The following is a 24,738-nucleotide window of genomic DNA, read 5'->3' as shown; positions in this document are numbered from 1 at the left end:
GATAGCGTGGTGAAGCTTTTACGGTATAGTAATTTTTTCTTTACGAATGCTGTAAAAATAAATCCACAACACACGCATAATGGTTCGCTATGTCACATAACACCCGACCTCTGAATCGACAGGACTACAAAACCCTCACGCTCGCGGCCTTAGGCGGCGCGCTGGAGTTTTACGACTTTATCATCTTCGTCTTCTTCGCCGCCGTGGTGGGAGAACTCTTCTTCCCGGCGGATATCCCGGAATGGCTGCGTCAGGTGCAAACCTTCGGCATTTTTGCTGCCGGGTATCTGGCGCGTCCGCTGGGCGGCATTATCATGGCCCACTTTGGCGATCTGGTCGGGCGCAAGAAGATGTTTACCCTTAGCATCCTGCTGATGGCCGTGCCGACGCTGGCCATTGGTCTGCTGCCTACCTATGCCTCGATGGGCATTCTCGCGCCGTTGCTGCTGTTGCTGATGCGCGTCCTGCAGGGGGCGGCGATTGGCGGTGAAGTGCCGGGCGCGTGGGTGTTTGTCGCGGAACATGTTCCCGTGCGCCGCATTGGTATCGCCTGCGGAACCTTAACGGCGGGGCTGACGGTCGGGATCCTGCTCGGCTCGGTGGTCGCAACAATTGTGAATACCAGCATGACGCAGCAGGCCGTGCACGACTGGGGCTGGCGTATTCCGTTCCTGCTGGGCGGAGCGTTTGGTCTGGTCGCGATGTACCTGCGCCGCTGGCTGCAGGAGACGCCGATTTTCCTCGAGATGCAGCAGCGCAAAGCGCTGGCGCAGGAGCTGCCGGTGAAGGCGGTTGTGGTACGCCATAAAAAAGCGGTGGTGGTATCGATGCTGCTGACCTGGCTGCTCTCGGCGGGCATTGTGGTGGTGATATTAATGTCCCCGGTCTGGCTGCAAAAGCAGTACGGTTTCGCCCCTGCTGTGACGTTACAGGCGAACAGTATCGCGACAATCATGCTCTGCTTTGGCTGTCTGGCCGCCGGGCTGGCGGCGGATCGTTTTGGTGCCAGCGTTACCTTTATCATCGGTAGCCTGCTACTGGCCGCATCAAGCTGGGCGTTTTACCATCTTGCGGGCAGCCATCCTGAACAGCTGTTCCTGCTGTACGGCGTGGTAGGGCTGTGCGTGGGCGTAGTGGGGGCTGTGCCTTACGTCATGGTGCGAGCTTTCCCGCCGGAAGTTCGTTTCACCGGGATCTCGTTCTCTTATAACGTGTCGTATGCCATTTTCGGCGGGCTAACGCCGATTGCGGTCACCGTGCTGATGGGCGTGTCTCCCCTGGCTCCGGCCTGGTACGTGCTGGCGCTGTCGGTGATGGGGCTGGTATTAGGATTTTGGCTTCGTCAGGCGGGGGAATGTCGTGCCCGCGAGGCGGGCACGACAGAGGGATCAGTGTTTTTCACCAATCGGTAGAACGGTGCGGTCAAACTGCTCGTTCAGCACTTCACCCATTGCCAGGTAGATAGCGCTTGCGCCGCAAACCAGACCAATCCAGCCTGCAACATGAACGATGCCTTCGTTATCCACCAGGTGACCAATCGCCAGCAGGGCGAACAGCACGGTCAGGCTCAGGAAAACGAACTGCAGCATGCGGTTACCTTTCAGGGTACCGAAGAACATGAACAGGGTGAAGACGCCCCACAGGCCCAGGTAAACGCCCAGGAAGTGGGCGTTTGCCGCGTCAGCCATGCCCATTTTAGGCAGCAGCAGAATGGCAACCAGGGTCAGCCAGAAAGAACCGTAAGAGGTGAAGGCGGTTAAGCCGAAGGTATTGCCTTTCTTATATTCCAGCAGGCCCGCGAAGATTTGCGCGATACCGCCGTAAAAAATGCCCATCGCCAGGATGATGCCATCCATCGGGAACATCCCGATATTGTGCAGGTTCAGCAGGATAGTGGTCATGCCAAAACCCATCAGGCCCAGCGGAGCCGGATTAGCCAACTTAGTGTTGCCCATAAGTCCTCAAAAAAATCATCATTAATATGGTGAAATGGTTAAACCCGCGTCAGTTCTCCCTGACTGGGCGCGGCATCATAATGGGCGCAATCGATGGCGTCTATGATCTCATCAGGGTGAAATTAAAATTTTTTTTATCATTCCCCCTTGATGGATGCCGTCGCGACCCCATCTTGTAGTCAACCGCAGTGTGTGGACCTGAAAAAAATCAAATCTGGGCAGTTGAAAAAGCACGTTCTGCCCTTATTACAGGTACACAACCACATGTTGACTGAATTTTTAGTGGAGACGTTTAGATGGGTAAAATTATTGGTATCGACCTGGGTACTACCAACTCTTGTGTAGCGATTATGGATGGCACTACTGCACGCGTGCTGGAGAACGCCGAGGGCGATCGCACCACGCCTTCTATCATTGCTTATACCCAGGATGGTGAAACTCTGGTTGGTCAGCCGGCTAAACGTCAGGCAGTGACAAACCCGCAAAACACCCTGTTTGCGATTAAACGCCTGATCGGTCGCCGCTTCCAGGACGAAGAAGTTCAGCGTGACGTTTCCATCATGCCTTACAAAATCATCGCGGCAGATAACGGCGATGCATGGCTTGATGTGAAAGGCGCTAAAACTGCACCACCGCAGATTTCTGCTGAAGTGCTGAAGAAAATGAAAAAAACCGCTGAAGATTACCTGGGTGAGCCGGTAACTGAAGCTGTTATCACCGTACCTGCCTACTTCAACGATGCTCAGCGTCAGGCAACCAAAGATGCTGGCCGTATCGCAGGTCTGGAAGTAAAACGTATCATCAACGAACCAACCGCGGCTGCTCTGGCTTACGGTCTGGATAAAGAAGTCGGCAACCGTACTATCGCGGTTTACGACCTGGGTGGTGGTACCTTCGATATCTCTATTATCGAAATCGACGAAGTTGACGGCGAAAAAACCTTCGAAGTTCTGGCAACCAACGGTGATACCCACCTGGGTGGTGAAGACTTCGATACCCGTCTGATCAACTACCTCGTTGACGAGTTCAAGAAAGATCAGGGCATTGACCTGCGTAACGACCCGCTGGCTATGCAGCGCCTGAAAGAAGCCGCTGAGAAAGCGAAGATCGAGCTGTCTTCCGCTCAGCAGACCGACGTGAACCTGCCATACATCACTGCAGACGCGACCGGTCCTAAACACATGAACATCAAAGTGACCCGTGCGAAACTGGAAAGCCTGGTAGAAGACCTGGTGAACCGTTCTATCGAGCCGCTGAAAGTTGCTCTGCAGGATGCTGGCCTGTCCGTATCCGATATCCAGGACGTTATCCTGGTCGGTGGTCAGACCCGTATGCCAATGGTTCAGAAGAAAGTGGCTGAGTTCTTTGGTAAAGAGCCACGTAAAGACGTTAACCCGGACGAAGCAGTTGCAATCGGTGCTGCGGTTCAGGGTGGCGTACTGACCGGTGAAGTTAAAGACGTACTGCTGCTGGACGTTACCCCGCTGTCTCTGGGTATCGAAACCATGGGCGGTGTGATGACTGCGCTCATCAACAAAAACACCACCATCCCGACGAAACACAGCCAGGTGTTCTCTACCGCTGAAGACAACCAGTCTGCGGTAACCATCCATGTGATTCAGGGTGAGCGTAAGCGTGCGGCGGATAACAAATCTCTGGGTCAGTTCAACCTGGACGGTATTAACCCGGCACCGCGCGGCATGCCGCAGATCGAAGTGACCTTCGACATCGATGCTGACGGTATCCTGCACGTGTCTGCGAAAGACAAAAACAGCGGTAAAGAGCAGAAGATCACCATCAAGGCATCTTCTGGCCTGAACGAAGCGGAAATCGAAAAAATGGTTCGCGATGCCGAAGCTAACGCGGAATCCGACCGTAAGTTCGAAGAGCTGGTTCAGACCCGTAACCAGGGTGACCATCTGCTGCACAGCACCCGTAAGCAGGTTGAAGAAGCAGGCGATAAACTGCCAGCGGAAGACAAGACTGCTATCGAAGCTGCACTGAGTGCGCTGGAATCCTCACTGAAAGGTGAAGACAAAGCGGACATCGAAGCGAAGATGCAGGAGCTGGCACAGGCTTCCCAGAAGCTGATGGAAATCGCTCAGCAGCAGCACGCTCAACAGCAGGCGGGCGCTGACGCTTCAGCGAACAACGCGAAAGACGACGACGTTGTCGACGCTGAGTTCGAAGAAGTTAAAGATAAAAAATAATCGCCCTGATGCAGGGTAATTAATCGGCACGGGCGTAGGAGAACTCTCCACGCCCGTGCTCGCATGTTAAGGGGCTTAAAAAAACCAATGGCAAAGCAAGACTATTACGAGATTTTAGGCGTTCCGAAAACTGCGGAAGAGCGTGAAATCAAAAAGGCGTATAAGCGCCTGGCCATGAAATTCCACCCGGACCGTAACCAGGGTGATAAAGAGGCTGAAGCCAAATTTAAAGAGATCAAAGAAGCCTACGAAGTCCTGACCGATGCACAAAAACGTGCGGCCTATGACCAGTACGGTCACGCAGCCTTTGAACAGGGCGGCATGGGCGGCGGTGGATTCGGTGGCGGCGGCTTTGGCGGCGGCGCTGACTTCAGCGATATCTTTGGCGATGTGTTTGGCGACATCTTCGGCGGTGGCCGTGGTCGTCAGCGCGCGGCGCGCGGCGCGGACCTGCGCTACAACATGGAGCTGACGCTGGAAGAGGCCGTCCGCGGTGTCACCAAAGAGATCCGTATTCCGACGCTGGAAGAGTGTGACGTTTGCCACGGCAGCGGCGCGAAAGCAGGTACACAGCCTCAGACCTGTCCAACCTGTCACGGCTCTGGTCAGGTACAGATGCGTCAGGGCTTCTTCGCGGTACAGCAGGCCTGTCCGCACTGTCACGGTCGCGGTACGCTGATTAAAGATCCGTGCACCAAATGCCACGGTCATGGTCGCGTTGAGAAAACCAAGACCCTCTCCGTTAAAATCCCGGCCGGCGTCGATACGGGCGACCGCATTCGTCTGGCGGGTGAAGGTGAAGCAGGTGAACACGGCGCACCGGCAGGCGATCTGTACGTTCAGGTACAGGTGAAGCAGCACGCCATCTTCGAGCGCGAAGGTAATAACCTGTACTGCGAAGTGCCGATCAACTTCGCGATGGCGGCACTCGGTGGTGAAATCGAAGTACCGACGCTGGATGGTCGCGTGAACCTGAAAGTGCCAGGCGAAACCCAGACCGGTAAGCTGTTCCGCATGCGCGGGAAAGGCGTTAAGTCCGTTCGCGGTGGTGCGCAGGGCGACCTGCTGTGCCGCGTCGTCGTTGAAACGCCGGTTGGCCTGAACGACAAGCAGAAACAGCTGCTGAAAGAGTTGCAGGAGAGCTTTGGTGGCCCGACGGGTGAGAAAAACAGCCCGCGTTCCAAAAGCTTCTTCGATGGCGTCAAAAAATTCTTCGATGATTTGACCCGTTAATCTGTTCTCAGATTTTCATCCGCAAAAGCCCGGAAGCGATTCCGGGCTTTTTCTATTTACGGGTATTGATCGGTAAAACTGAATCTATACTCAATATTAATCTGTTTTTGCCGAGCTATTTGGCTTGGTATTATGGTTTTATCGAGGTATTGTTGTAACAGAGAGAATTAAAGTGAAATTACTACACCGTTTTTTTAGCAGTGAGGCGTCCGGCGGCGTGATCCTGATTATTGCCGCTGCGGCCGCGATGGTGCTGGCTAACCTTGGCATCACGCAGGAACTCTACCATGCATTTCTGGAAACGCCCGTTGAGCTGAAGGTCGGGGCGCTCGAAATTAACAAGAACATGCTGCTGTGGATCAACGATGCGCTGATGGCGGTGTTCTTCCTGCTCGTCGGGCTTGAGGTTAAGCGTGAGCTGGTACTGGGCTCGCTTGCCAGCCGCCAGCGCGCGGCGTTTCCGGTGATTGCCGCGCTCGGCGGGATGGTGGTGCCGGCGCTGCTCTTCCTGGCGTTCACCTGGCAGGATCCGATTGCACGTCACGGCTGGGCGATCCCGGCTGCGACGGATATCGCCTTTGCGCTCGGGGTGCTGGCATTGCTGGGAAGCCGCGTGCCGGTGGCCCTGAAAATCTTCCTGATGGCGCTGGCGATAATCGATGACCTGGGTGCCATTGTGATTATCGCACTGTTCTACACCAGCGATCTGTCGATCCTGTCCCTGAGCGTGGCCGCCGGGGCGATTGCGGTGCTGGCGCTGCTGAACATCTTCAATGTTCGCCGTATCGGTATATACATCCTCGTGGGGATGGTGCTGTGGACGGCGGTGCTGAAATCAGGCGTGCACGCCACGCTGGCGGGCGTGATCGTCGGCTTCTTCGTACCGCTGAAGCCGCAGGACGGCAAGTCGCCTGCCAAACAGCTGGAGCATGTGCTGCACCCGTGGGTCGCCTTTATGATCCTGCCGCTGTTTGCGTTTGCCAACGCCGGTGTGTCGCTGGGTGGCGTGACGCTGGACGGGCTAACGTCCGTGCTGCCGCTGGGCATTATTGCCGGGCTGTTTATCGGCAAGCCGCTGGGTATTAGCCTCTTCTGCTGGGTGGCGACGAAGCTGAAGCTGGCCTCTTTGCCGCACGGCACCACCTTTAAGCAGATTATGGCCGTCGGCGTGCTGTGTGGCATCGGGTTTACGATGTCGATCTTTATCTCGACGCTGGCGTTTGGTGCGCATGCGCCTGAGCTTATCGTCTGGGCGAAACTCGGCATCCTCATCGGGTCATTACTGGCCGCGGTAATCGGTTATACCTTGTTGAAGGTGAAATTGTCCGGACAGGCCGTCCAGGCATAACGGAACACCGGGAGGAGGCGATCCTTCTCCCGATACACACTCAGGGAGAGAAGACGCGATGTCTCATTTGAATTACAACCATCTTTACTACTTCTGGCACGTCTATAAACAGGGCTCGGTGGTGGGGGCGGCAGAGGCGCTCTACCTGACGCCGCAAACCATCACCGGGCAAATCAAGGCGCTGGAAGAGCGCCTGCAGGGTAAGCTGTTCAAGCGTAAGGGGCGTGGGATTGAACCCAGCGAACTGGGTGAACTGGTTTTCCGCTATGCGGACAAAATGTTCACCCTGAGCCAGGAGATGCTGGATATCGTCAACTACCGCAAAGAGTCGAACCTGCTCTTTGATGTTGGCGTGGCGGATGCGCTGTCCAAGCGGCTGGTGAGCGGCGTGCTGGATGCGGCGGTGGTGGAAGATGAGCAAATCCATCTGCGCTGCTTTGAATCCACCCATGAGATGCTGCTGGAACAGCTCAGCCAGCACAAGCTGGATATGATTATCTCGGACTGCCCGATTGACTCCACCCAGCAGGAAGGGCTGTTCTCGGTGAAGATTGGCGAATGCGGCGTCAGCTTCTGGTGTATTAATCCGCCGCCGGAAAAACCGTTCCCCGCGTGCCTGGAAGAGCGTCGCCTGCTGGTGCCGGGAAGGCGCTCCATGCTCGGACGCAAGCTGCTGAACTGGTTTAACTCGCAGGGGCTGAACGTGGAGATACTCGGTGAGTTCGACGATGCGGCGCTGATGAAAGCCTTTGGCGAAGCGCATAACGCGATCTTCGTTGCGCCGACGCTGTACGCGCACGATCTCTATTCGGACGATAAGATTACGGAGATAGGCAGAGTGGATAACGTGATGGAGGAGTATCACGCCATATTTGCCGAAAGAATGATTCAGCACCCGGCGGTACAGCGAATCTGTAACCGCGACTATTCAGCGCTGTTTACGCCACCGGCAATCTGAAGACATAAAAAAACCCGCGTTAAGCGGGTTCTTTAAACAAGCAACAACAAGTAGCGATTAAGCCAGTTTGTTGATCTGCGCAGTCAGGTTTGCTTTATGACGCGCTGCTTTGTTTTTGTGGATCAGACCTTTAGCAGCCTGACGATCCACGATTGGTTGCATTTCGTTAAATGCGTTCTGCGCTGCAGCTTTGTCGCCTGCTTCGATTGCTGCGTATACTTTCTTGATGAAAGTACGCATCATAGAGCGACGGCTTGCGTTGTGCTTACGAGCCTTTTCAGACTGAACGGCACGTTTCTTAGCTGATTTGATATTAGCCAAGTCCAACTCCCAAATATGATCTATGTGGACAATTCAAAGGCCGAGGAATATGCCCTCTTTGCCTTCTTTTGTCAATGGATTTGTGCAAATAAGCGCCGTTAATTAGCGACGCTACGTTACGTAGTGATGGCGCAGGATTCTACCAGCTTGTCTTCCCTGAATACAGCCTTTCGGCATAAAAATCGCAGTTCACGAGCAGATTTTTTCGCTGCGAAAGGTCAGCCTGATGAAATCATTACGGCTTTCTGTTTTGCACGAACAATCGCCGGTTAACCTTAACCGTTGTACAAGGTATACTTTGGCGATTTTCACTGTTTTGAGCCAGACATGAAGCTGATACGCGGCATACATAATCTCAGTAGCGCACCACACGGGTGCGTGCTGACCATTGGTAATTTCGACGGCGTGCATCGTGGTCATCAGGCGCTGTTGCAGGGATTGCGTAAAGAAGGGGAGGCCCGTGGCCTGCCCGTTGTGGTGATGATTTTCGAACCGCAGCCGCTGGAGCTGTTCGCGGGTGATAAATCTCCCGCCCGTCTCACTCGCCTGCGCGAGAAGTTGCGCTACCTGGCAGAGTCCGGTGTGGACTACGTATTGTGTGTACGTTTCGATCGCCGCTTTGCCGCGCTGACAGCACAAAATTTTGTCAGCGACCTGCTGGTTAAGCGTCTTGGCGTACAGTTTCTCGCCGTGGGCGATGATTTCCGCTTTGGCGCTGGTCGTCAGGGCGATTTCTTGCTATTACAGAAGGCTGGTCTGGAGTACGGTTTTGACGTCACCAGCGCGATGACCTTCTGTGAAGGCGGCGTTCGCGTCAGCAGCACGGCGGTACGCCGGGCACTGGCCGATGACGAACTGGATACGGCAGAGACCCTACTGGGGCATCCGTTCACCATCTCTGGCCGCGTGGTCCATGGCGATGCGCTGGGGCGCACGATAGGCTTCCCGACGGCGAATATACCGCTGCGTCGTCAGGTTTCCCCGGTTAAAGGGGTGTATGCGGTGGAAGTGGCAGGACTGGGCGATAAGCCGTTTTACGGCGTCGCCAATATTGGCACGCGTCCGACCGTCGCCGGTGTGCGTCAACAGCTGGAAGTGCACCTGCTGGACGTTGTAATGGACCTGTATGGTCGCCATATAGATGTGATACTGCGTAAAAAAATACGCAACGAGCAGCGATTTGGTTCGCTGGATGAACTCAAAGCGCAAATTGCGCGAGATGAATTGACGGCCCGCGAGTTTTTTGGGCTTTGAACCCGGCTTAACTGCCTACGTGATAAATACGGAACCGAGAATCTGATGAGTGACTATAAATCAACCCTGAATTTGCCGGAAACAGGGTTCCCGATGCGCGGCGATCTCGCCAAGCGCGAACCGGGAATGCTGGCGCGTTGGACCGATGATGACCTGTACGGCATCATTCGTGCAGCCAAAAAAGGCAAAAAATCCTTCATTCTGCATGATGGCCCTCCATATGCGAATGGCAGCATTCATATTGGTCACTCGGTTAACAAGATTCTGAAAGACATTATCGTGAAGTCCAAAGGCCTCGCGGGATATGACTCGCCTTACGTTCCGGGCTGGGACTGCCACGGTCTGCCAATCGAGCTGAAAGTGGAGCAGGAGTTCGGCAAGCCGGGTGAGAAGTTCACCGCCGCCGAGTTCCGTGCGAAGTGCCGCGAATACGCCGCTACGCAGGTTGACGGTCAGCGCGCTGACTTCATCCGTCTGGGCGTGCTGGGCGACTGGTCGCACCCGTACCTGACCATGGACTTCAAAACTGAAGCCAACATCATCCGTGCGCTGGGTAAAATCATCGGTAACGGCCACCTGCACAAAGGCGCTAAGCCGGTGCACTGGTGCGTGGACTGCCGCTCTGCGCTGGCAGAAGCGGAAGTGGAGTATTACGACAAAACCTCTCCATCTATCGACGTGGCCTTCCAGGCCGTCGATCAGGATGCGGTGAAAGCCAAATTTGGCGTCGCCTCGGTAAACGGCCCAATCTCGCTGGTTATCTGGACCACCACTCCGTGGACCCTGCCTGCGAACCGTGCGATCTCCCTGTCCGGTGAGTTCGAATACGCGCTGGTTCAGGTTGAAGGTCAGGCGGTTATCCTGGCGAAAGATCTGGTTGAAAGCGTGCTGAAGCGTGCGCATATCACCGACTACACCGTGCTGGGCACCGTGAAAGGTGACGCGCTGGAGCTGATGCGCTTCAAGCACCCGTTCCTGGACTTCGACGTTCCGGCGATCCTGGGCGACCACGTGACGCTGGAAGCGGGTACCGGTGCGGTGCATACCGCCGGTGGCCACGGTCCTGACGACTACAACATCAGCCTGAAGTACGGTCTTGAAATCGCTAACCCGGTGGGCCCGGACGGATCTTACCTGCCTGGCACCTACCCGGCGCTGGACGGTATCAACGTCTTCAAAGCGAACGACATCATCGTCGACATGCTGCGCACCAGCGGCGCGCTGCTGCACGTTGAAAAAATGCAGCACAGCTATCCGTGCTGCTGGCGTCACAAGACCCCGATCATCTTCCGTGCGACCCCGCAGTGGTTCGTCAGCATGGATCAGAAGGGCCTGCGCGAGCAGTCTCTGAAAGAGATCAAAGGCGTGCAGTGGATCCCTGACTGGGGCCAGGCGCGTATCGAATCCATGGTGGCTAACCGTCCTGACTGGTGTATCTCCCGTCAGCGTACCTGGGGCGTGCCGATGTCTCTGTTCGTGCATAAAGAGACGCAGGAGTTGCACCCGAACACCCTGGAACTGATGGAAGAAGTGGCGAAACGTGTCGAAGTTGACGGCATTCAGGCGTGGTGGGATCTCGACGCCCGCGATATCCTGGGCGCTGACGCAGACAATTACGAGAAAGTGCCGGATACCCTGGACGTGTGGTTTGACTCCGGATCGACCCACTCCTCCGTGGTTGACGTGCGTCCGGAGTTTGCTGGCCACGCTGCCGATATGTATCTGGAAGGCTCTGACCAACACCGCGGCTGGTTCATGTCGTCTCTGATGATCTCCACCGCCATGAAGGGTAAAGCGCCTTACCGTCAGGTACTGACTCACGGCTTCACCGTGGATGGTCAGGGCCGTAAGATGTCCAAATCTATCGGTAACACCGTTTCTCCGCAGGATGTGATGAACAAGCTGGGCGCAGACATTCTGCGTCTGTGGGTGGCGTCGACCGACTACACCGGCGAAATGGCGGTATCTGACGAGATCCTGAAACGTGCTGCCGACAGCTATCGTCGTATCCGTAACACCGCGCGCTTCCTGCTGGCGAACCTGAACGGGTTCGATCCGGCAAAAGACATGGTGAAACCGGAAGAGATGGTCGTGCTGGACCGCTGGGCGGTAGGCTGCGCGAAAGCGGCGCAGGAAGATATCCTGAAGGCCTATGAGTCTTATGACTTCCACGAAGTGGTGCAGCGCCTGATGCGCTTCTGCTCCATTGAGATGGGCTCGTTCTACCTCGACATCATCAAAGACCGCCAGTACACCGCGAAAGCGGATAGCGTGGCGCGTCGTAGCTGCCAGACCGCGCTGTTCCATATCGCAGAAGCGCTGGTACGCTGGATGGCGCCGATTATGTCCTTCACCGCGGATGAAATCTGGGGTTACCTGCCGGGCGACCGCGAGAAGTATGTCTTCACCGGCGAGTGGTACGAAGGTCTGTTCGACCTCTCCAGCACCGAAGCGATGAACGATGCCTTCTGGGACGAGCTGCTGAAAGTGCGTGGCGAAGTGAACAAGGTTATCGAGCAGGCGCGTGCAGATAAGAAAGTCGGCGGCTCTCTGGAAGCGGCAGTCACGCTGTACGCTGAACCGGAGCTGGCGGCGAAGCTGACGGCGCTGGGCGATGAATTACGATTTGTCCTGTTGACCTCCGGTGCGAAAGTTGCGGATTATGCCGAGGCTTCTGCTGATGCTCAGCAGAGCGAACTGCTCAAAGGACTGAAAGTCGCGCTGAGCAAAGCCGACGGTGAGAAATGCCCGCGCTGCTGGCATTACACCACCGATGTCGGTCAGGTGGCGGAACACGCAGACATCTGCGGACGCTGTGTAAGCAACGTCGCCGGTGACGGCGAAAAACGTAAGTTTGCCTGATGAGTAAAACTCTCTGTTCAACAGGACTGCGCTGGCTGTGGCTGGTTGTGGTGGTGCTGATTATCGATCTGGGCAGCAAGTTCCTGATCCTCCAGAATTTTGCTCTGGGGGAGACGGTTCCGCTGTTCCCGTCACTTAACCTGCACTACGCACGTAACTACGGCGCAGCGTTCAGTTTCCTTGCCGATAGTGGTGGCTGGCAGCGCTGGTTCTTTGCGGGTATCGCTCTCGGTATCTGCGTGATCCTGGCGGTGCTGATGTACCGCTCGAAGGCCACGCAAAAGCTGAATAACATCGCCTACGCGCTGATCATTGGCGGCGCGCTGGGCAACCTGTTTGACCGCCTGTGGCACGGCTTTGTGGTCGATATGATCGACTTCTACGTCGGCGACTGGCACTTCGCGACCTTTAACCTCGCCGATAGCGCTATTTGCATCGGTGCGGCGTTAATCGTGCTGGAAGGCTTCTTGCCTAAACCGGCCGCGAAAGAGCAGGCGTAAAAACCAGCCGGGTGGCGCTGCGCTTACCCGGCCTACGGTTAATGTAGGCCCGGCAAGCGCAGCGCCACCGGGCAAAACAAGCGAGCAATTTGCATGTCTAAATCCGTACAGAGCAACAGCGCGGTTCTCGTTCACTTCACGCTGAAGCTGGATGACGGCTCCATGGCCGAATCCACCCGCAATAACGGCAAACCGGCCCTGTTTCGTCTTGGCGATACTTCCCTGTCTGAAGGTCTTGAGCAGCAGCTTCTCGGTCTGAAAGAGGGTGAGAAAAAAGCCTTTTCGCTGGAGCCGGATGCCGCGTTTGGCGTGCCAAGTCCCGATCTGATCCAGTATTTCTCGCGCCGTGAGTTCATGGACGCGGGTGAACCGGAAATCGGGGCGATCATGCTCTTTACCGCTATGGACGGCAGCGAAATGCCTGGCGTGATCCGCGAAATCAACGGCGATTCGATTACCGTTGATTTCAACCATCCGCTTGCCGGGCGTACCGTTCATTTTGATGTTGAAGTGCTGGAAATCGATCCTGCACTGGAGGCCTGAAATGCAGATCCTGTTGGCTAACCCGCGCGGCTTTTGCGCCGGTGTAGACCGCGCTATCAGCATTGTTGAAAACGCGCTGGAGATTTACGGCGCGCCGATTTATGTACGTCACGAAGTGGTGCATAACCGCTACGTGGTTGACAGCCTGCGCGAGCGCGGCGCCATCTTTATTGAGCAGATCAGCGAAGTGCCGGACGGTGCAATCCTGATCTTCTCCGCGCACGGCGTCTCCCAGGCGGTACGTAACGAAGCGAAAAGCCGCGATCTGACCGTATTCGATGCCACCTGTCCACTGGTGACCAAGGTGCATATGGAAGTGGCGCGCGCCAGCCGTCGTGGTGAAGAGTCGATTCTGATTGGCCATGCCGGTCATCCGGAAGTTGAAGGCACCATGGGCCAGTACAGCAACCCGGAAGGGGGGATGTATCTGGTCGAGTCGCCGGAAGATGTCCTGACGCTGAACGTGAAAAATGAAGCCCGTCTGTCGTTTATGACCCAGACGACGCTCTCCGTAGACGATACCTCAGACGTGATTGACGCCCTGCGTCAGCGCTTCCCGAAAATCGTCGGTCCGCGTAAAGATGATATCTGCTATGCGACCACTAACCGTCAGGAAGCGGTGCGTGCACTGGCTGAACAGGCGGATGTGGTGCTGGTGGTCGGCTCCAAAAACTCGTCTAACTCCAATCGCCTGGCCGAACTGGCGCAGCGCATGGGGAAGGCAGCGTTCCTGATTGATGACGCGTCGGATATTCAGGAAGCGTGGGTTAAGCATGCGGCCTGTGTCGGCGTGACGGCCGGGGCGTCTGCGCCAGATATTCTGGTTCAGAACGTCATTTCCCGTTTGCAGGAGCTGGGCGGTGGCGAAGCGGTGCCGCTGGAAGGACGTGAGGAGAACATCGTTTTCGAAGTCCCGAAAGAACTGCGCATTGATGCCCGCGAAGTCGAATAGTCCCTTTTCTGATGAAAGGCCAGCACCTCCTGTGCTGGCCTTTTTTTTAACCGTTACTTTATCGTGACGACAAAATCATGTCTTTTACTGATATTTAAGTCGGTTTCACGTTAAATTCTAATTATCGGTGTTTTCAGTTGGCAGTGCTTCTCAAGGCTGGTTAATCTGAAAACGGTTTACATCATTTTAACGTAAGAGAATAACTATGCATGATGCACAGATCCGTGTCGCCATTGCGGGCGCGGGTGGACGTATGGGCCGTCAGCTTATTCAGGCGGCTCTTCAGATGGATGGCGTCGCGCTTGGCGCGGCCCTGGAGCGTGAAGGTTCTTCACTTCTGGGGACCGATGCCGGTGAGCTGGCGGGCGCAGGCCACACGGGCGTTACCGTGCAAAGCAGCCTGGAGGCGGTAAAAGAGGACTTCGATGTCTTCATCGATTTTACCCGCCCGGAAGGGACGCTCACGCATCTGGCGTTTTGCCGTCAGCACGGCAAGGGGATGGTGATCGGCACCACCGGTTTTGACGACGCGGGCAAGCAGGCTATCCAGGATGCATCAAAAGAGATTGCGATTGTCTTCGCCGCAAACTTCAGCGTGGGCGTTAACGTCATGCTGAAGCTGCTGGAGAAGGCCGCGAAGGTGATGGGCAACTATACCGATATTGAGATCGTAGAAGCTCACCACCGTTACAAAGTTGATGCGCCATCAGGTACGGCGCTGGCGATGGGCGAAGCGATTGCGCATGCACTCGATAAAGATTTAAAAGAGTGCGCGGTCTATACCCGCGAAGGTCACACCGGCGAACGCGTACCGGGCACCATTGGTTTCGCCACCGTGCGAGCGGGTGACATTGTCGGCGAACACACGGCGATGTTCGCCGATATTGGTGAACGTGTCGAGATTACGCATAAAGCCTCCAGCCGAATGACATTTGCTAACGGCGCCGTACGTTCCGCTTTGTGGCTGAAAAATAAGAAAGATGGCCTTTTTGATATGCGAGATGTGCTTGATCTCAACAATTTGTAAGCATTATTACCCATCGTGATGTGGTTATTGCAGTCGTAATTGTTTGATTGCATAGGGCAATATTTTATTGCCCTTTTATTTTGACTGTTTCAATGTTAATCAGGCTATAAGCCTATAAAAACCTATCTATTGCTGCGTATTAACGTTGCTGAAATGTAAATTTTGACCATTTGGTCCACTTTATGATGCTCCATCCGCTGATTTTTTATTAAACCAGGCGCGCAAGCGTTTTCCGCAGTGATTTACCTGATCTTTTTGTCGCTTAAGCCTCATTCCTCTCGCCAGGCCTGCAAAAGACTAAACAAAATATCCGTTTTAAGTTGACTTTTACCCACCAAATCCCCAGAATGCCGCCGTTTGCCAAAAATCCGCTGGCAACACATTTGCATTGATCCATGACATGGTTATGAATTAATATGCAAATAAAGTGAGTGAATATTCTCTGGAGGGTGTTTTGATTAAGTCAGCGCTATTGGTTCTGGAAGACGGAACCCAGTTTATCGGTCGGGCCATAGGGGCAACGGGTTCGGCGGTTGGGGAAGTCGTTTTCAATACTTCAATGACCGGTTATCAAGAAATCCTCACTGATCCTTCCTATTCTCGCCAAATCGTTACTCTTACTTATCCTCATATCGGCAATGTCGGCACCAATGCTGCTGACGAAGAATCTTCTCAGGTACATGCGCAAGGCCTGGTCATTCGCGACCTGCCGCTGATTGCCAGCAACTTCCGCAATACCGAAGACCTCTCTTCTTACCTGAAGCGCCATAACATCGTGGCGATTGCCGATATCGATACCCGTAAGTTAACGCGTCTGCTGCGCGAGAAAGGTGCACAGAACGGCTGCATCATCGCGGGTGATAACCTCGATGCGACGCTGGCGCTGGAAAAAGCGAAAGCCTTCCCGGGCCTGAACGGCATGGACCTGGCGAAAGAAGTGACTACCGCTGAAGCCTACAGCTGGACTCAGGGTAGCTGGACGCTTTCAGGCGACCTGCCGGAAGCGAAAAAAGAGAGCGAGCTGCCGTTCCACGTGGTGGCCTACGATTTCGGCGCCAAGCGCAACATCCTGCGCATGCTGGTTGACCGCGGCTGCCGCCTGACGGTGGTGCCGGCACAAACGTCTGCCGAAGACGTGCTGAAGATGAATCCGGACGGTATTTTCCTGTCCAACGGCCCTGGCGACCCGGCGCCGTGCGATTACGCTATCGCCGCCATTAAGTCCTTCCTGGAAACCGACATCCCGGTATTCGGCATCTGTCTCGGCCATCAGCTGCTGGCCCTGGCGAGCGGTGCGAACACCGTTAAGATGAAGTTCGGCCACCACGGTGGTAACCACCCGGTGAAAGACATCGATAACAACACGGTGATGATCACCGCGCAGAACCACGGCTTTGCCGTCGATGAGGCCTCAATGCCGGCTAACCTGCGCGTGACCCACAAGTCGCTGTTCGATGGCACCCTGCAGGGCATCCACCGTACCGATAAGCCAGCGTTCAGCTTCCAGGGCCACCCGGAAGCCAGCCCGGGCCCACACGACGCCGCGCCGCTGTTCGATCACTTCATCGAACTTATCGAGCAATACCGTAAGACCGCTAAATAATCAGGAGCCGAGAAGACAATGCCAAAACGTACAGACATAAAAAGCATCCTGATCCTTGGCGCTGGCCCGATCGTGATCGGCCAGGCCTGTGAATTCGACTACTCCGGCGCGCAGGCGTGTAAAGCCCTGCGCGAAGAGGGTTACCGCGTTATCCTGGTGAACTCTAACCCGGCGACCATCATGACCGACCCGGAAATGGCTGATGCGACCTACATCGAGCCGATTCACTGGGAAGTGGTGCGTAAAATCATCGAGAAAGAGCGTCCGGACGCGGTGCTGCCAACCATGGGCGGCCAGACGGCGCTGAACTGCGCGCTGGAGCTGGAGCGTCAGGGCGTGCTGGCCGAGTTCGGCGTGACCATGATTGGTGCGACCGCCGACGCGATTGATAAAGCAGAAGACCGTCGCCGCTTCGACGTGGCGATGAAGAAAATCGGCCTCGACACCGCGCGCTCCGGTATCGCACACAACATGGAAGAAGCGCTGGCCGTTGCGGCTGACGTGGGCTATCCGTGCATCATCCGTCCATCGTTCACCATGGGCGGCACCGGCGGCGGCATCGCCTACAACCGCGAAGAGTTCGAAGAGATTTGCGAACGCGGTCTGGATCTCTCCCCAACCAAAGAGCTGCTGATTGATGAATCGCTGATTGGCTGGAAAGAGTACGAGATGGAAGTGGTGCGTGATAAAAATGACAACTGCATCATCGTCTGCTCCATCGAAAACTTCGATGCGATGGGTATCCACACCGGCGACTCCATCACCGTTGCGCCAGCCCAGACCCTGACCGACAAAGAGTATCAAATCATGCGTAACGCCTCGATGGCGGTACTGCGTGAAATCGGCGTGGAAACCGGCGGTTCTAACGTGCAGTTCTCCGTTAACCCGAAAACCGGCCGTCTGATTGTTATCGAAATGAACCCGCGCGTGTCCCGTTCCTCCGCGCTGGCCTCTAAAGCGACCGGCTTCCCGATTGCCAAAGTGGCGGCGAAGCTGGCGGTGGGTTACACCCTCGACGAGCTGATGAACGACATCACCGGTGGCCGCACGCCTGCGTCCTTCGAGCCGTCCATCGACTACGTTGTCACCAAAATTCCACGCTTCAACTTCGAGAAATTTGCAGGCGCGAACGACCGTCTGACCACCCAGATGAAATCTGTCGGTGAAGTGATGGCGATTGGTCGCACGCAGCAGGAATCCCTGCAGAAAGCGCTGCGCGGCCTCGAAGTGGGCGCGACCGGCTTCGACCCGAAAGTGAGCCTGGACGACCCGGAAGCGCTGACGAAAATCCGCCGCGAGCTGAAAGACGCGGGCGCAGAGCGTATCTGGTACATCGCCGATGCCTTCCGTGCGGGGCTGTCCGTCGACGGCGTGTTCAACCTGACCAACATCGACCGCTGGTTCCTGGTGCAGATTGAAGAGCTGGTGCGTCTGGAAGAGCAGGTGGCTGAGCTGGGCATCACCGGCCTGGACGCTGACTTCCTGCGCGTGCTGAAGCGTAAAGGCTTCGCCGATGCGCGTCTGGCTAAGCTGGCGGGCGTGCGTGAAGCGGAAATCCGCAAGCTGCGCGACCAGTATGACCTGCACCCGGTCTACAAGCGCGTGGACACCTGTGCGGCAGAATTCTCGACCGACACCGCCTACATGTACTCCACCTATGAAGACGAGTGCGAAGCGAACCCGTCCGTCGACCGCGACAAGATTATGGTGCTGGGCGGCGGTCCAAACCGTATCGGCCAGGGCATTGAGTTCGACTACTGCTGCGTGCACGCCTCCCTGGCGCTGCGTGAAGACGGTTACGAGACCATCATGGTCAACTGTAACCCGGAAACCGTATCGACCGACTACGACACCTCTGACCGCCTCTACTTCGAGCCGGTTACCCTGGAAGACGTGCTGGAAATCGTGCGCATCGAGAAGCCAAAAGGCGTTATCGTGCAGTACGGCGGCCAGACCCCGCTGAAGCTGGCGCGCGCGCTGGAAGCAGCAGGCGTGCCGGTTATCGGTACCAGCCCGGATGCGATTGACCGTGCGGAAGACCGCGAGCGTTTCCAGCAGGCGGTTGACCGTCTGAAGCTGAAACAGCCGGCGAACGCCACCGTCACCGCCATTGAGATGGCCGTTGAGAAGGCGAAAGAGATTGGCTACCCGCTGGTCGTGCGTCCTTCCTACGTGCTGGGCGGCCGCGCGATGGAAATCGTGTATGACGAAGCCGACCTGCGCCGCTACTTCCAGACCGCGGTAAGCGTGTCCAACGATGCGCCAGTGCTGCTCGACCGCTTCCTCGACGACGCGGTGGAAGTGGACGTGGACGCCATCTGCGACGGCGAAATGGTGCTGATTGGCGGCATCATGGAGCACATCGAGCAGGCGGGCGTGCACTCCGGTGACTCAGCCTGTTCTCTGCCAGCCTACACGCTGAGCCAGGAGATTCAGGACGTGATGCGCCAGCAGGTGCAGAAGCTGGCCTTCGAGCTGCAGGTTCGCGGTCTGATGAACGTCCAGTTCGCGGTGAAAGACAACGAAGTCTACCTGATTGAAGTGAACCCGCGTGCGGCACGTACCGTCCCGTTCGTCTCCAAAGCCACCGGCGTACCGCTGGCGAAGGTGGCGGCGCGCGTGATGGCGGGCCAGACGCTGGCGCAGCAGGGCGTGACCAAAGAGATCATTCCACCGTACTACTCGGTGAAAGAAGTGGTGCTGCCGTTCAACAAATTCCCGGGCGTTGACCCGCTGTTAGGGCCAGAAATGCGCTCTACCGGGGAAGTGATGGGCGTAGGCCGCACCTTCGCAGAAGCGTTCGCGAAGGCGCAGCTGGGCAGTAGCTCTACCATGAGAAAATCAGGCCGTGCGCTGCTCTCCGTTCGTGAAGGCGACAAAGAGCGCGTAGTTGACCTGGCCGCTAAGCTGCTGAAGCAGGGCTTCGAGCTGGATGCAACCCACGGTACGGCGATTGTGCTGGGCGAAGCCGGCATCAACCCGCGTCTGGTGAACAAGGTGCATGAAGGCCGTCCGCACATTCAGGATCGTATCAAGAATGGCGAATATACCTACATCATCAACACCACCGCGGGCCGCCAGGCGATCGAAGACTCCAAGCTGATTCGCCGCAGCGCGCTGCAGTACAAAGTGCACTACGACACCACCCTGAACGGCGGTTTCGCAACGGCCATGGCGCTGAACGCGGATGCTACCGAGAAGGTGATTTCAGTGCAGGAAATGCACGCGCAGATTAGCAAGTAAGTAAAAATGCCCGGTGCCGTTCGGCTGCCGGGCATTCTCCCCATCTTCAGAACCTTCTGGTTTTTCATCCGCTTTCAGTCAGTTAGCCTAAAATCATTAGGTCGATAACGAAATTCAACTGAGAGCAGGGGAAAACACCATGCCAAATAAATTACTGATCGCTTCCGTTCTGGCTGCCACGACAATGTTTACCGTTGCGGGCTGTTCGTCCAATCAGGCCGTAAAAACCACCGATGGCAAAACCATTGTTACCGACGGAAAACCGCAGGTAGATGACGATACCGGTCTGGTGTCGTACAAAAACGCCGAAACCGGTCAAACCGAGCAGATCAACCGTGACCAGGTGAAATCGATGGGCGAGCTGGATAACTAATTCAGAATTCTGACGTAAGCCCGTCAATAATATTCACTATTAGCCTGTTGAATTACTGACTACACTCTTTTGTTAAAAGAAAGCAGTAACAACAGGCTAATCAATGATTCTGATAATTTATGCCCATCCTTATCCGCAGCACTCGCATGCGAATAAGCGGATGCTTGAGCAGGTAAGGACGCTTGATAACGTAGAGATACGTTCCCTCTATCAACTCTATCCCGATTTTAATATCGATATCGCCGCCGAACAGGAGGCGCTTTCCCGTGCCGATCTGATTATCTGGCAGCATCCCATGCAGTGGTATAGCACGCCCCCGCTCCTGAAGCTGTGGATTGATAAAGTCTTCTCCCACGGCTGGGCGTATGGCCACAACGGCAATGCGCTAAAAGGGAAAAGCCTGATGTGGGCGGTCACCACCGGCGGCGGGGAAAGCCACTTTGATATCGGTTCCTTCCCGGGTTTTGACGTCCTGGCACAGCCGCTGCAGGCGACTGCGCTGTATTGCGGTCTGAACTGGCTCCCGCCGTTTGCGATGCACTGCACGTTTGTCTGCGACGATGAAACGCTGCAGGCGCAGGCTCGCCATTATAAACAACGCTTACTTGAGTGGCAGGAGGCGCACCATGGATAGCCATACGCTGATACAGGCGCTGATATACCTTGGCGCAGCGGCGCTGATTGTGCCCGTGGCGGTACGCCTGGGGCTGGGCTCTGTTCTCGGCTACCTGATTGCGGGCTGCGTCATTGGACCGTGGGGCTTTCGACTGGTGACGGATGCAGAGGCGATCCTTCATTTCGCTGAAATCGGCGTGGTGCTGATGCTCTTTGTGATTGGCCTGGAGCTCGACCCGCAGCGGTTGTGGAAGCTTCGCGCATCGGTATTTGGCGGTGGGGCACTGCAGATGGTGGCCTGCGGCCTACTGCTGGGCGGGTTCTGCATCCTGCTGGGCATGGACTGGAAAGTGGCAGAGCTCATCGGCATGACCCTGGCGCTCTCCTCAACGGCCATTGCCATGCAGGCGATGAACGAACGAAATCTGACGGTATCCCAGATGGGACGTAGCGCGTTCTCGGTGCTGCTGTTCCAGGATATTGCCGCTATCCCGCTGGTGGCGATGATCCCGCTGCTGGCGGCCAGCGGTTCCTCTACCACGCTGGGCGCTTTCGCGCTGTCGGCACTGAAGGTGGCGGGCGCGCTGGCGCTGGTGGTGCTGCTTGGTCGCTACGTCACCCGTCCGCTGCTGCGGTTTGTTGCCCGCTCGGGCCTGCGCGAAGTGTTCAGCGCCGTGGCGCTGTTCCTGGTGTTTGGCTTCGGTCTGCTGCTGGAAGAGGCCGGGCTGTCGATGGCGATGGGGGCGTTCCTCGCAGGCGTTCTGCTGGCGAGTTCTGAATACCGTCACGCGCTGGAAAGCGATATCGAGCCGTTCAAAGGGTTGCTGCTGGGGCTGTTTTTCATTGGTGTGGGGATGTCCGTCGACTTCGGCACGCTGGTGACGCACCCGCTGCGGATCGTCATCCTGCTCGTCGGCTTCCTGATCATTAAAATGGTGATGCTGTGGCTGATTGCGCGTCCATTAAACGTGCCGACCAGGCAGCGCCGCTGGTTTGCCGTGCTGCTGGGGCAGGGGAGTGAATTTGCGTTCGTGGTCTTTGGCGCCGCGCAGATGGCAAACGTGCTCGATCCCGAGTGGGCGAAAGCGCTGACGCTGGCGGTCGCACTGTCGATGGCGGCGACGCCTGTGCTGCTGGTGGTGCTGACGCGTCTGGAAAAATCGGACAGCGAGCAGGAGCGCGAAGCCGATGAGATTGACGAGGAGCAGCCGCGCGTCATCATCGCCGGATTTGGTCGCTACGGGCAGATCGTCGGGCGTTTATTACTCTCCAGCGGCGTGAAGATGGTCATCCTCGATCACGATCCCGACCATGTCGATACTCTGCGTAAATTTGATATGAAGGTGTTTTACGGGGATGCCACCCGCGTCGATCTGCTGGAATCCGCCGGGGCGGCAAAAGCCGAGGTATTGATTAACGCCATTGACGATCCGGAGACCAGCATGCAGATGGTGGAACTGGTTAAAGAGCATTTCCCGGCACTGACCATTATCTCCCGCGCGCGCGATGTGGATCACTACATCAGGCTGCGACAGGCGGGCGTAGACGCACCGGAGCGTGAAACGTTCGAAGGTGCGCTGAAGTCTGGCCGTATGGCGCTGGAAAACCTGGGGCTTGGCGCGTACGAAGCGCGCGAACGGGCGGACCTGTTCCGTCGCTTTAATACCGATATGGTTGAAGAGATGGCGGCGATGGCGGGCAGTACGGCTACCGAGCGCGCGGCAGTGTTTAAACGCACCAGCGCGATGCTGACGGAAATCATTAACGAGGACCGTAACCACCTGTCGCTGATCCAGCGCCACGGCTGGCAGGGCACGGAAGAGGGCAAGCATACCGGCGATCCGGCTGACGAGCCCGAGAGTAAACCTTCCGCGTGAAGTGGAGTTGCCAGCAATATTAAAAAATTTCTTTATCTTTACCCTGCCGCCAGTCGACGAAAGATTAAGCTTTCCGTATAGTGGCGGCAATTTTTTGCATCCGGGAAATTTTCAATGATCAGTCTGATTGCAGCGCTGGCGGTGGACCGCGTTATCGGTATGGAAAATGCCATGCCGTGGAACCTGCCTGCCGATCTCGCATGGTTTAAACGTACTACGTTAAACAAGCCGGTAGTGATGGGCCGCCTGACCTGGGAGTCGATTGGTCGTCCATTGCCGGGCCGTAAGAATATCGTTATCAGCAGCCAGCCAGGCACTGACGATCGCGTCGAATGGGTAAAATCAGTAGACGAGGCGATTGCTGCATGCGGCAATGCCGAAGAGATTATGGTGATTGGCGGTGGGCGTGTGTACGAGCAGTTCCTGCCAAAAGCGCAGAAGCTGTATCTGACCCACATTGATGCAGAAGTGGAAGGGGATACCCATTTCCCGGACTACGATCCGGACGAGTGGGAATCGGTATTCAGCGAATTCCACGACGCGGATGCACAGAACTCCCACAGCTACTGCTTCGAGATTCTGGAACGTCGTTAAGTAATTTTCCCTCTCCCGGCCGGGAGAGGGAATCATTATCAGGAGGCAACGGCCTCACTTTCTCCTAAGTCCAGCTGTCGGTTGGACGGCTGCACAAAGTAAGCTTTATCTTCCCAGCGTAAGCAGGTTAACTCCCCACCCCAGCAGCATCCGGTATCCAGACCGTAAATCCCTTCCGGCGTTCCTTTTCCTTCCAGTGCTGCCCAGTGACCAAATACCACGCTGTACTCGCTGGTCACCGGTCCCGGAATGGCAAACCACGGTTTCAGCGGGGCGGGCGCGCTTTCCGGCGTTTCTTTGGAATACATATCCAGCTGCCCGTTCGGGAAGCAGAAACGCATGCGGGTGAACGCGTTGGTGATAAAGCGCAGGCGAGCCAGACCGCTGAGATCCTCGCTCCAGTGGTTCGGCATATCGCCGTACATGGCATCAAGGAAGAAAGGATACGAGTCGCTCGCCAGCACCGCCTCAACGTCACGCGCGCAGGTTTTCGCCGTCTCAAGATCCCATTGTGGCGTGATCCCGGCATGCGCCATGACCAGCTTTTTCTCTTCGTCGATCTGCAGCAGGGGCTGACGGCGCAGCCAGTTAATCAGATCGTCCGCGTCCGGCGCATCCAGCAGTGGTGTGAGGCGATCTTTAGGCTTGTTGCGGCTGATCCCGGCGAAAACCGCCAGCAGATGCAGATCGTGATTACCCAGCACCATGCGCACGCTGTCGCCCAGCGATTTGACGAAACGTAATACTTCAAGGGAGCCGGGGCCACGCGCGACTAAATCGCCCGTCAGCCAGAGCGTGTCCTGTCCTGGCGTAAAGTCGACCTGTTTTAACAATGCGATCAGTTCATCGTAGCAACCGTGAACGTCGCCAATCAGATATGTAGACATTAGATTAATGAATGAGTGTAGTAACGGCGAGACGGAACACAGGAATGGCAACGCGGAATCCGTTGCCATCGACGTCGACCATTTCATAATGGCCTTGCATGGTACCCATCGGCGTTTCAATTACCGCGCCGCTGGTGTACTGGTACTCTTCGCCAGGGGCGATGTGGGGCTGTTCACCGACCACACCTTCGCCCTGAACTTCAATTTCGCGGCCATTGCCGTTAGTGATTAGCCAGTAGCGCCCGCGCAGCTGCACGGGCATCCGCCCCAGATTACGAATGGTCACGGTATAAGCGAAAACAAAACGATCTTCGTCCGGAGAGGACTGTGATTCAACATAGACGCTTTGTACATGGACACATACGCGGGGCGAATCAATCATG

Annotated in this window: 21 protein-coding genes and 1 pseudogene; 18 read left to right on the top strand and 4 right to left on the bottom strand. The window is 56.2% G+C overall.

The features are described 5' to 3' along the window. Nucleotides 1-89: 89 nt before the first annotated feature. Nucleotides 90-1,412 (top strand): MFS transporter, encoded by a 1,323-nt coding sequence (locus tag BM007_RS13020; RefSeq protein WP_024907420.1) that lies wholly within the window; start codon nucleotides 90-92, stop codon nucleotides 1,410-1,412. On the opposite strand, the gene satP is transcribed toward BM007_RS13020, so the two are convergent. After that, nucleotides 1,389-1,955 (bottom strand): acetate uptake transporter, encoded by a 567-nt coding sequence (gene satP / locus BM007_RS13015; protein ID WP_008502042.1) that lies wholly within the window; start codon nucleotides 1,953-1,955, stop codon nucleotides 1,389-1,391. The genes BM007_RS13020 and satP overlap by 24 nt on opposite strands. Nucleotides 1,956-2,251: 296 nt before the next feature. On the opposite strand from satP, the gene dnaK reads away from it, so the two are divergent. The 4 genes from dnaK (at nucleotide 2,252) to nhaR (ending at nucleotide 7,704) form a co-directional block, all read left to right on the top strand. Beyond that, nucleotides 2,252-4,165, top strand: coding sequence for a molecular chaperone DnaK (gene dnaK, locus BM007_RS13010; RefSeq protein ID WP_024907421.1), 1,914 nt, complete (start codon nucleotides 2,252-2,254; stop codon nucleotides 4,163-4,165). Between the two features lie 87 nt (nucleotides 4,166-4,252). Continuing rightward, a complete protein-coding gene (gene dnaJ / locus BM007_RS13005) occupies nucleotides 4,253-5,398 on the top strand; it encodes a molecular chaperone DnaJ (protein ID WP_023310347.1) in 1,146 nt (381 codons plus the stop codon). A gap of 172 nt (nucleotides 5,399-5,570) precedes the next feature. Beyond that, nucleotides 5,571-6,746, top strand: a complete 1,176-nt coding sequence (gene nhaA, locus BM007_RS13000; protein ID WP_024907422.1) for a Na+/H+ antiporter NhaA — start codon at nucleotides 5,571-5,573, stop codon at nucleotides 6,744-6,746. A 58-nt stretch (nucleotides 6,747-6,804) separates the two neighbouring features. Beyond that, nucleotides 6,805-7,704 carry a transcriptional activator NhaR gene (nhaR, locus tag BM007_RS12995; protein ID WP_003856462.1) on the top strand — a complete coding sequence of 300 codons (900 nt, stop codon included), beginning with the start codon at nucleotides 6,805-6,807 and terminating at the stop codon, nucleotides 7,702-7,704. 57 nt (nucleotides 7,705-7,761) lie between these two features. On the opposite strand, the gene rpsT is transcribed toward nhaR, so the two are convergent. Then, nucleotides 7,762-8,025, bottom strand: a complete 264-nt coding sequence (gene rpsT, locus BM007_RS12990; protein WP_003856458.1) for a 30S ribosomal protein S20 — start codon at nucleotides 8,023-8,025, stop codon at nucleotides 7,762-7,764. A gap of 101 nt (nucleotides 8,026-8,126) precedes the next feature. On the opposite strand from rpsT, the pseudogene BM007_RS23435 reads away from it, so the two are divergent. The 13 genes and pseudogenes from BM007_RS23435 (at nucleotide 8,127) to folA (ending at nucleotide 23,468) form a co-directional block, all read left to right on the top strand. Next, nucleotides 8,127-8,345 (top strand): annotated as a pseudogene (locus tag BM007_RS23435) (DUF2575 domain-containing protein). A gap of 7 nt (nucleotides 8,346-8,352) precedes the next feature. Further along, nucleotides 8,353-9,279 (top strand): bifunctional riboflavin kinase/FAD synthetase, encoded by a 927-nt coding sequence (gene ribF, locus BM007_RS12980; RefSeq protein ID WP_032644021.1) that lies wholly within the window; start codon nucleotides 8,353-8,355, stop codon nucleotides 9,277-9,279. A 45-nt stretch (nucleotides 9,280-9,324) separates the two neighbouring features. Further along, a complete protein-coding gene (gene ileS, locus BM007_RS12975) occupies nucleotides 9,325-12,141 on the top strand; it encodes an isoleucine--tRNA ligase (RefSeq protein ID WP_090419112.1) in 2,817 nt (938 codons plus the stop codon). Then, a complete protein-coding gene (lspA, locus tag BM007_RS12970) occupies nucleotides 12,141-12,641 on the top strand; it encodes a signal peptidase II (RefSeq protein WP_008502034.1) in 501 nt (166 codons plus the stop codon). The genes ileS and lspA overlap by 1 nt, the downstream gene beginning before the upstream one ends. A gap of 93 nt (nucleotides 12,642-12,734) precedes the next feature. Continuing rightward, nucleotides 12,735-13,184 carry an FKBP-type peptidyl-prolyl cis-trans isomerase gene (fkpB, locus tag BM007_RS12965; protein WP_090419109.1) on the top strand — a complete coding sequence of 150 codons (450 nt, stop codon included), beginning with the start codon at nucleotides 12,735-12,737 and terminating at the stop codon, nucleotides 13,182-13,184. Between the two features lies 1 nt (nucleotide 13,185). Further along, entirely contained in the window at nucleotides 13,186-14,136 is a 951-nt protein-coding gene (gene ispH / locus BM007_RS12960) for a 4-hydroxy-3-methylbut-2-enyl diphosphate reductase (RefSeq protein WP_024907425.1), read from the top strand. A gap of 205 nt (nucleotides 14,137-14,341) precedes the next feature. Next, nucleotides 14,342-15,163, top strand: coding sequence for a 4-hydroxy-tetrahydrodipicolinate reductase (gene dapB, locus BM007_RS12955; protein ID WP_024907426.1), 822 nt, complete (start codon nucleotides 14,342-14,344; stop codon nucleotides 15,161-15,163). A 454-nt stretch (nucleotides 15,164-15,617) separates the two neighbouring features. After that, the gene (carA, locus tag BM007_RS12950; RefSeq protein WP_024907427.1) at nucleotides 15,618-16,766 is read left to right on the top strand and encodes a glutamine-hydrolyzing carbamoyl-phosphate synthase small subunit; all 1,149 of its coding nucleotides are present in this window, start codon (nucleotides 15,618-15,620) and stop codon (nucleotides 16,764-16,766) included. A gap of 18 nt (nucleotides 16,767-16,784) precedes the next feature. Beyond that, nucleotides 16,785-20,009, top strand: coding sequence for a carbamoyl-phosphate synthase large subunit (gene carB / locus BM007_RS12945; RefSeq protein ID WP_024907428.1), 3,225 nt, complete (start codon nucleotides 16,785-16,787; stop codon nucleotides 20,007-20,009). Between the two features lie 139 nt (nucleotides 20,010-20,148). After that, nucleotides 20,149-20,382, top strand: coding sequence for a YgdI/YgdR family lipoprotein (locus BM007_RS12940; protein WP_048989669.1), 234 nt, complete (start codon nucleotides 20,149-20,151; stop codon nucleotides 20,380-20,382). A 103-nt stretch (nucleotides 20,383-20,485) separates the two neighbouring features. Then, on the top strand, nucleotides 20,486-21,016 hold the full coding sequence (kefF, locus tag BM007_RS12935) for a glutathione-regulated potassium-efflux system oxidoreductase KefF (RefSeq protein WP_024907429.1): 531 nt from the start codon (nucleotides 20,486-20,488) through the stop codon (nucleotides 21,014-21,016). Continuing rightward, a complete protein-coding gene (gene kefC, locus BM007_RS12930) occupies nucleotides 21,009-22,874 on the top strand; it encodes a glutathione-regulated potassium-efflux system protein KefC (protein ID WP_090419102.1) in 1,866 nt (621 codons plus the stop codon). Before kefF ends, kefC begins: the two co-directional genes overlap by 8 nt. Before the next feature lie 114 nt (nucleotides 22,875-22,988). Next, nucleotides 22,989-23,468 carry a type 3 dihydrofolate reductase gene (gene folA, locus BM007_RS12920; RefSeq protein WP_008502023.1) on the top strand — a complete coding sequence of 160 codons (480 nt, stop codon included), beginning with the start codon at nucleotides 22,989-22,991 and terminating at the stop codon, nucleotides 23,466-23,468. A gap of 38 nt (nucleotides 23,469-23,506) precedes the next feature. Here the strand turns inward: folA and apaH are convergent, their stop codons facing one another. Both apaH and apaG read right to left on the bottom strand, forming a co-directional pair. After that, nucleotides 23,507-24,355, bottom strand: coding sequence for a bis(5'-nucleosyl)-tetraphosphatase (symmetrical) ApaH (apaH, locus tag BM007_RS12915; RefSeq protein ID WP_023310360.1), 849 nt, complete (start codon nucleotides 24,353-24,355; stop codon nucleotides 23,507-23,509). Nucleotides 24,356-24,359: 4 nt separating this feature from the next. Then, entirely contained in the window at nucleotides 24,360-24,737 is a 378-nt protein-coding gene (apaG, locus tag BM007_RS12910; protein ID WP_024907431.1) for a Co2+/Mg2+ efflux protein ApaG, read from the bottom strand. Nucleotide 24,738 lies beyond the last annotated feature (1 nt).

Source organism: Enterobacter sp. NFIX59, from assembly GCF_900113755.1.
Lineage (GTDB): Bacteria > Pseudomonadota > Gammaproteobacteria > Enterobacterales > Enterobacteriaceae > Enterobacter > Enterobacter pseudoroggenkampii.
This window is presented reverse-complemented; position numbering and strand designations above follow the sequence as displayed.

Coding starts and splice junctions, on each gene's coding strand:
- BM007_RS13020 (WP_024907420.1), top strand. CDS start 90: ATGTCACATAACACCCGACCTCTGAATCGACAGGACTACAAAACCCTC.
- satP (WP_008502042.1), bottom strand. CDS start 1,955: ATGGGCAACACTAAGTTGGCTAATCCGGCTCCGCTGGGCCTGATGGGT.
- dnaK (WP_024907421.1), top strand. CDS start 2,252: ATGGGTAAAATTATTGGTATCGACCTGGGTACTACCAACTCTTGTGTA.
- dnaJ (WP_023310347.1), top strand. CDS start 4,253: ATGGCAAAGCAAGACTATTACGAGATTTTAGGCGTTCCGAAAACTGCG.
- nhaR (WP_003856462.1), top strand. CDS start 6,805: ATGTCTCATTTGAATTACAACCATCTTTACTACTTCTGGCACGTCTAT.
- ribF (WP_032644021.1), top strand. CDS start 8,353: ATGAAGCTGATACGCGGCATACATAATCTCAGTAGCGCACCACACGGG.
- ileS (WP_090419112.1), top strand. CDS start 9,325: ATGAGTGACTATAAATCAACCCTGAATTTGCCGGAAACAGGGTTCCCG.
- lspA (WP_008502034.1), top strand. CDS start 12,141: ATGAGTAAAACTCTCTGTTCAACAGGACTGCGCTGGCTGTGGCTGGTT.
- fkpB (WP_090419109.1), top strand. CDS start 12,735: ATGTCTAAATCCGTACAGAGCAACAGCGCGGTTCTCGTTCACTTCACG.
- ispH (WP_024907425.1), top strand. CDS start 13,186: ATGCAGATCCTGTTGGCTAACCCGCGCGGCTTTTGCGCCGGTGTAGAC.
- dapB (WP_024907426.1), top strand. CDS start 14,342: ATGCATGATGCACAGATCCGTGTCGCCATTGCGGGCGCGGGTGGACGT.
- carB (WP_024907428.1), top strand. CDS start 16,785: ATGCCAAAACGTACAGACATAAAAAGCATCCTGATCCTTGGCGCTGGC.
- BM007_RS12940 (WP_048989669.1), top strand. CDS start 20,149: ATGCCAAATAAATTACTGATCGCTTCCGTTCTGGCTGCCACGACAATG.
- kefF (WP_024907429.1), top strand. CDS start 20,486: ATGATTCTGATAATTTATGCCCATCCTTATCCGCAGCACTCGCATGCG.
- kefC (WP_090419102.1), top strand. CDS start 21,009: ATGGATAGCCATACGCTGATACAGGCGCTGATATACCTTGGCGCAGCG.
- folA (WP_008502023.1), top strand. CDS start 22,989: ATGATCAGTCTGATTGCAGCGCTGGCGGTGGACCGCGTTATCGGTATG.
- apaH (WP_023310360.1), bottom strand. CDS start 24,355: ATGTCTACATATCTGATTGGCGACGTTCACGGTTGCTACGATGAACTG.
- apaG (WP_024907431.1), bottom strand. CDS start 24,737: ATGATTGATTCGCCCCGCGTATGTGTCCATGTACAAAGCGTCTATGTT.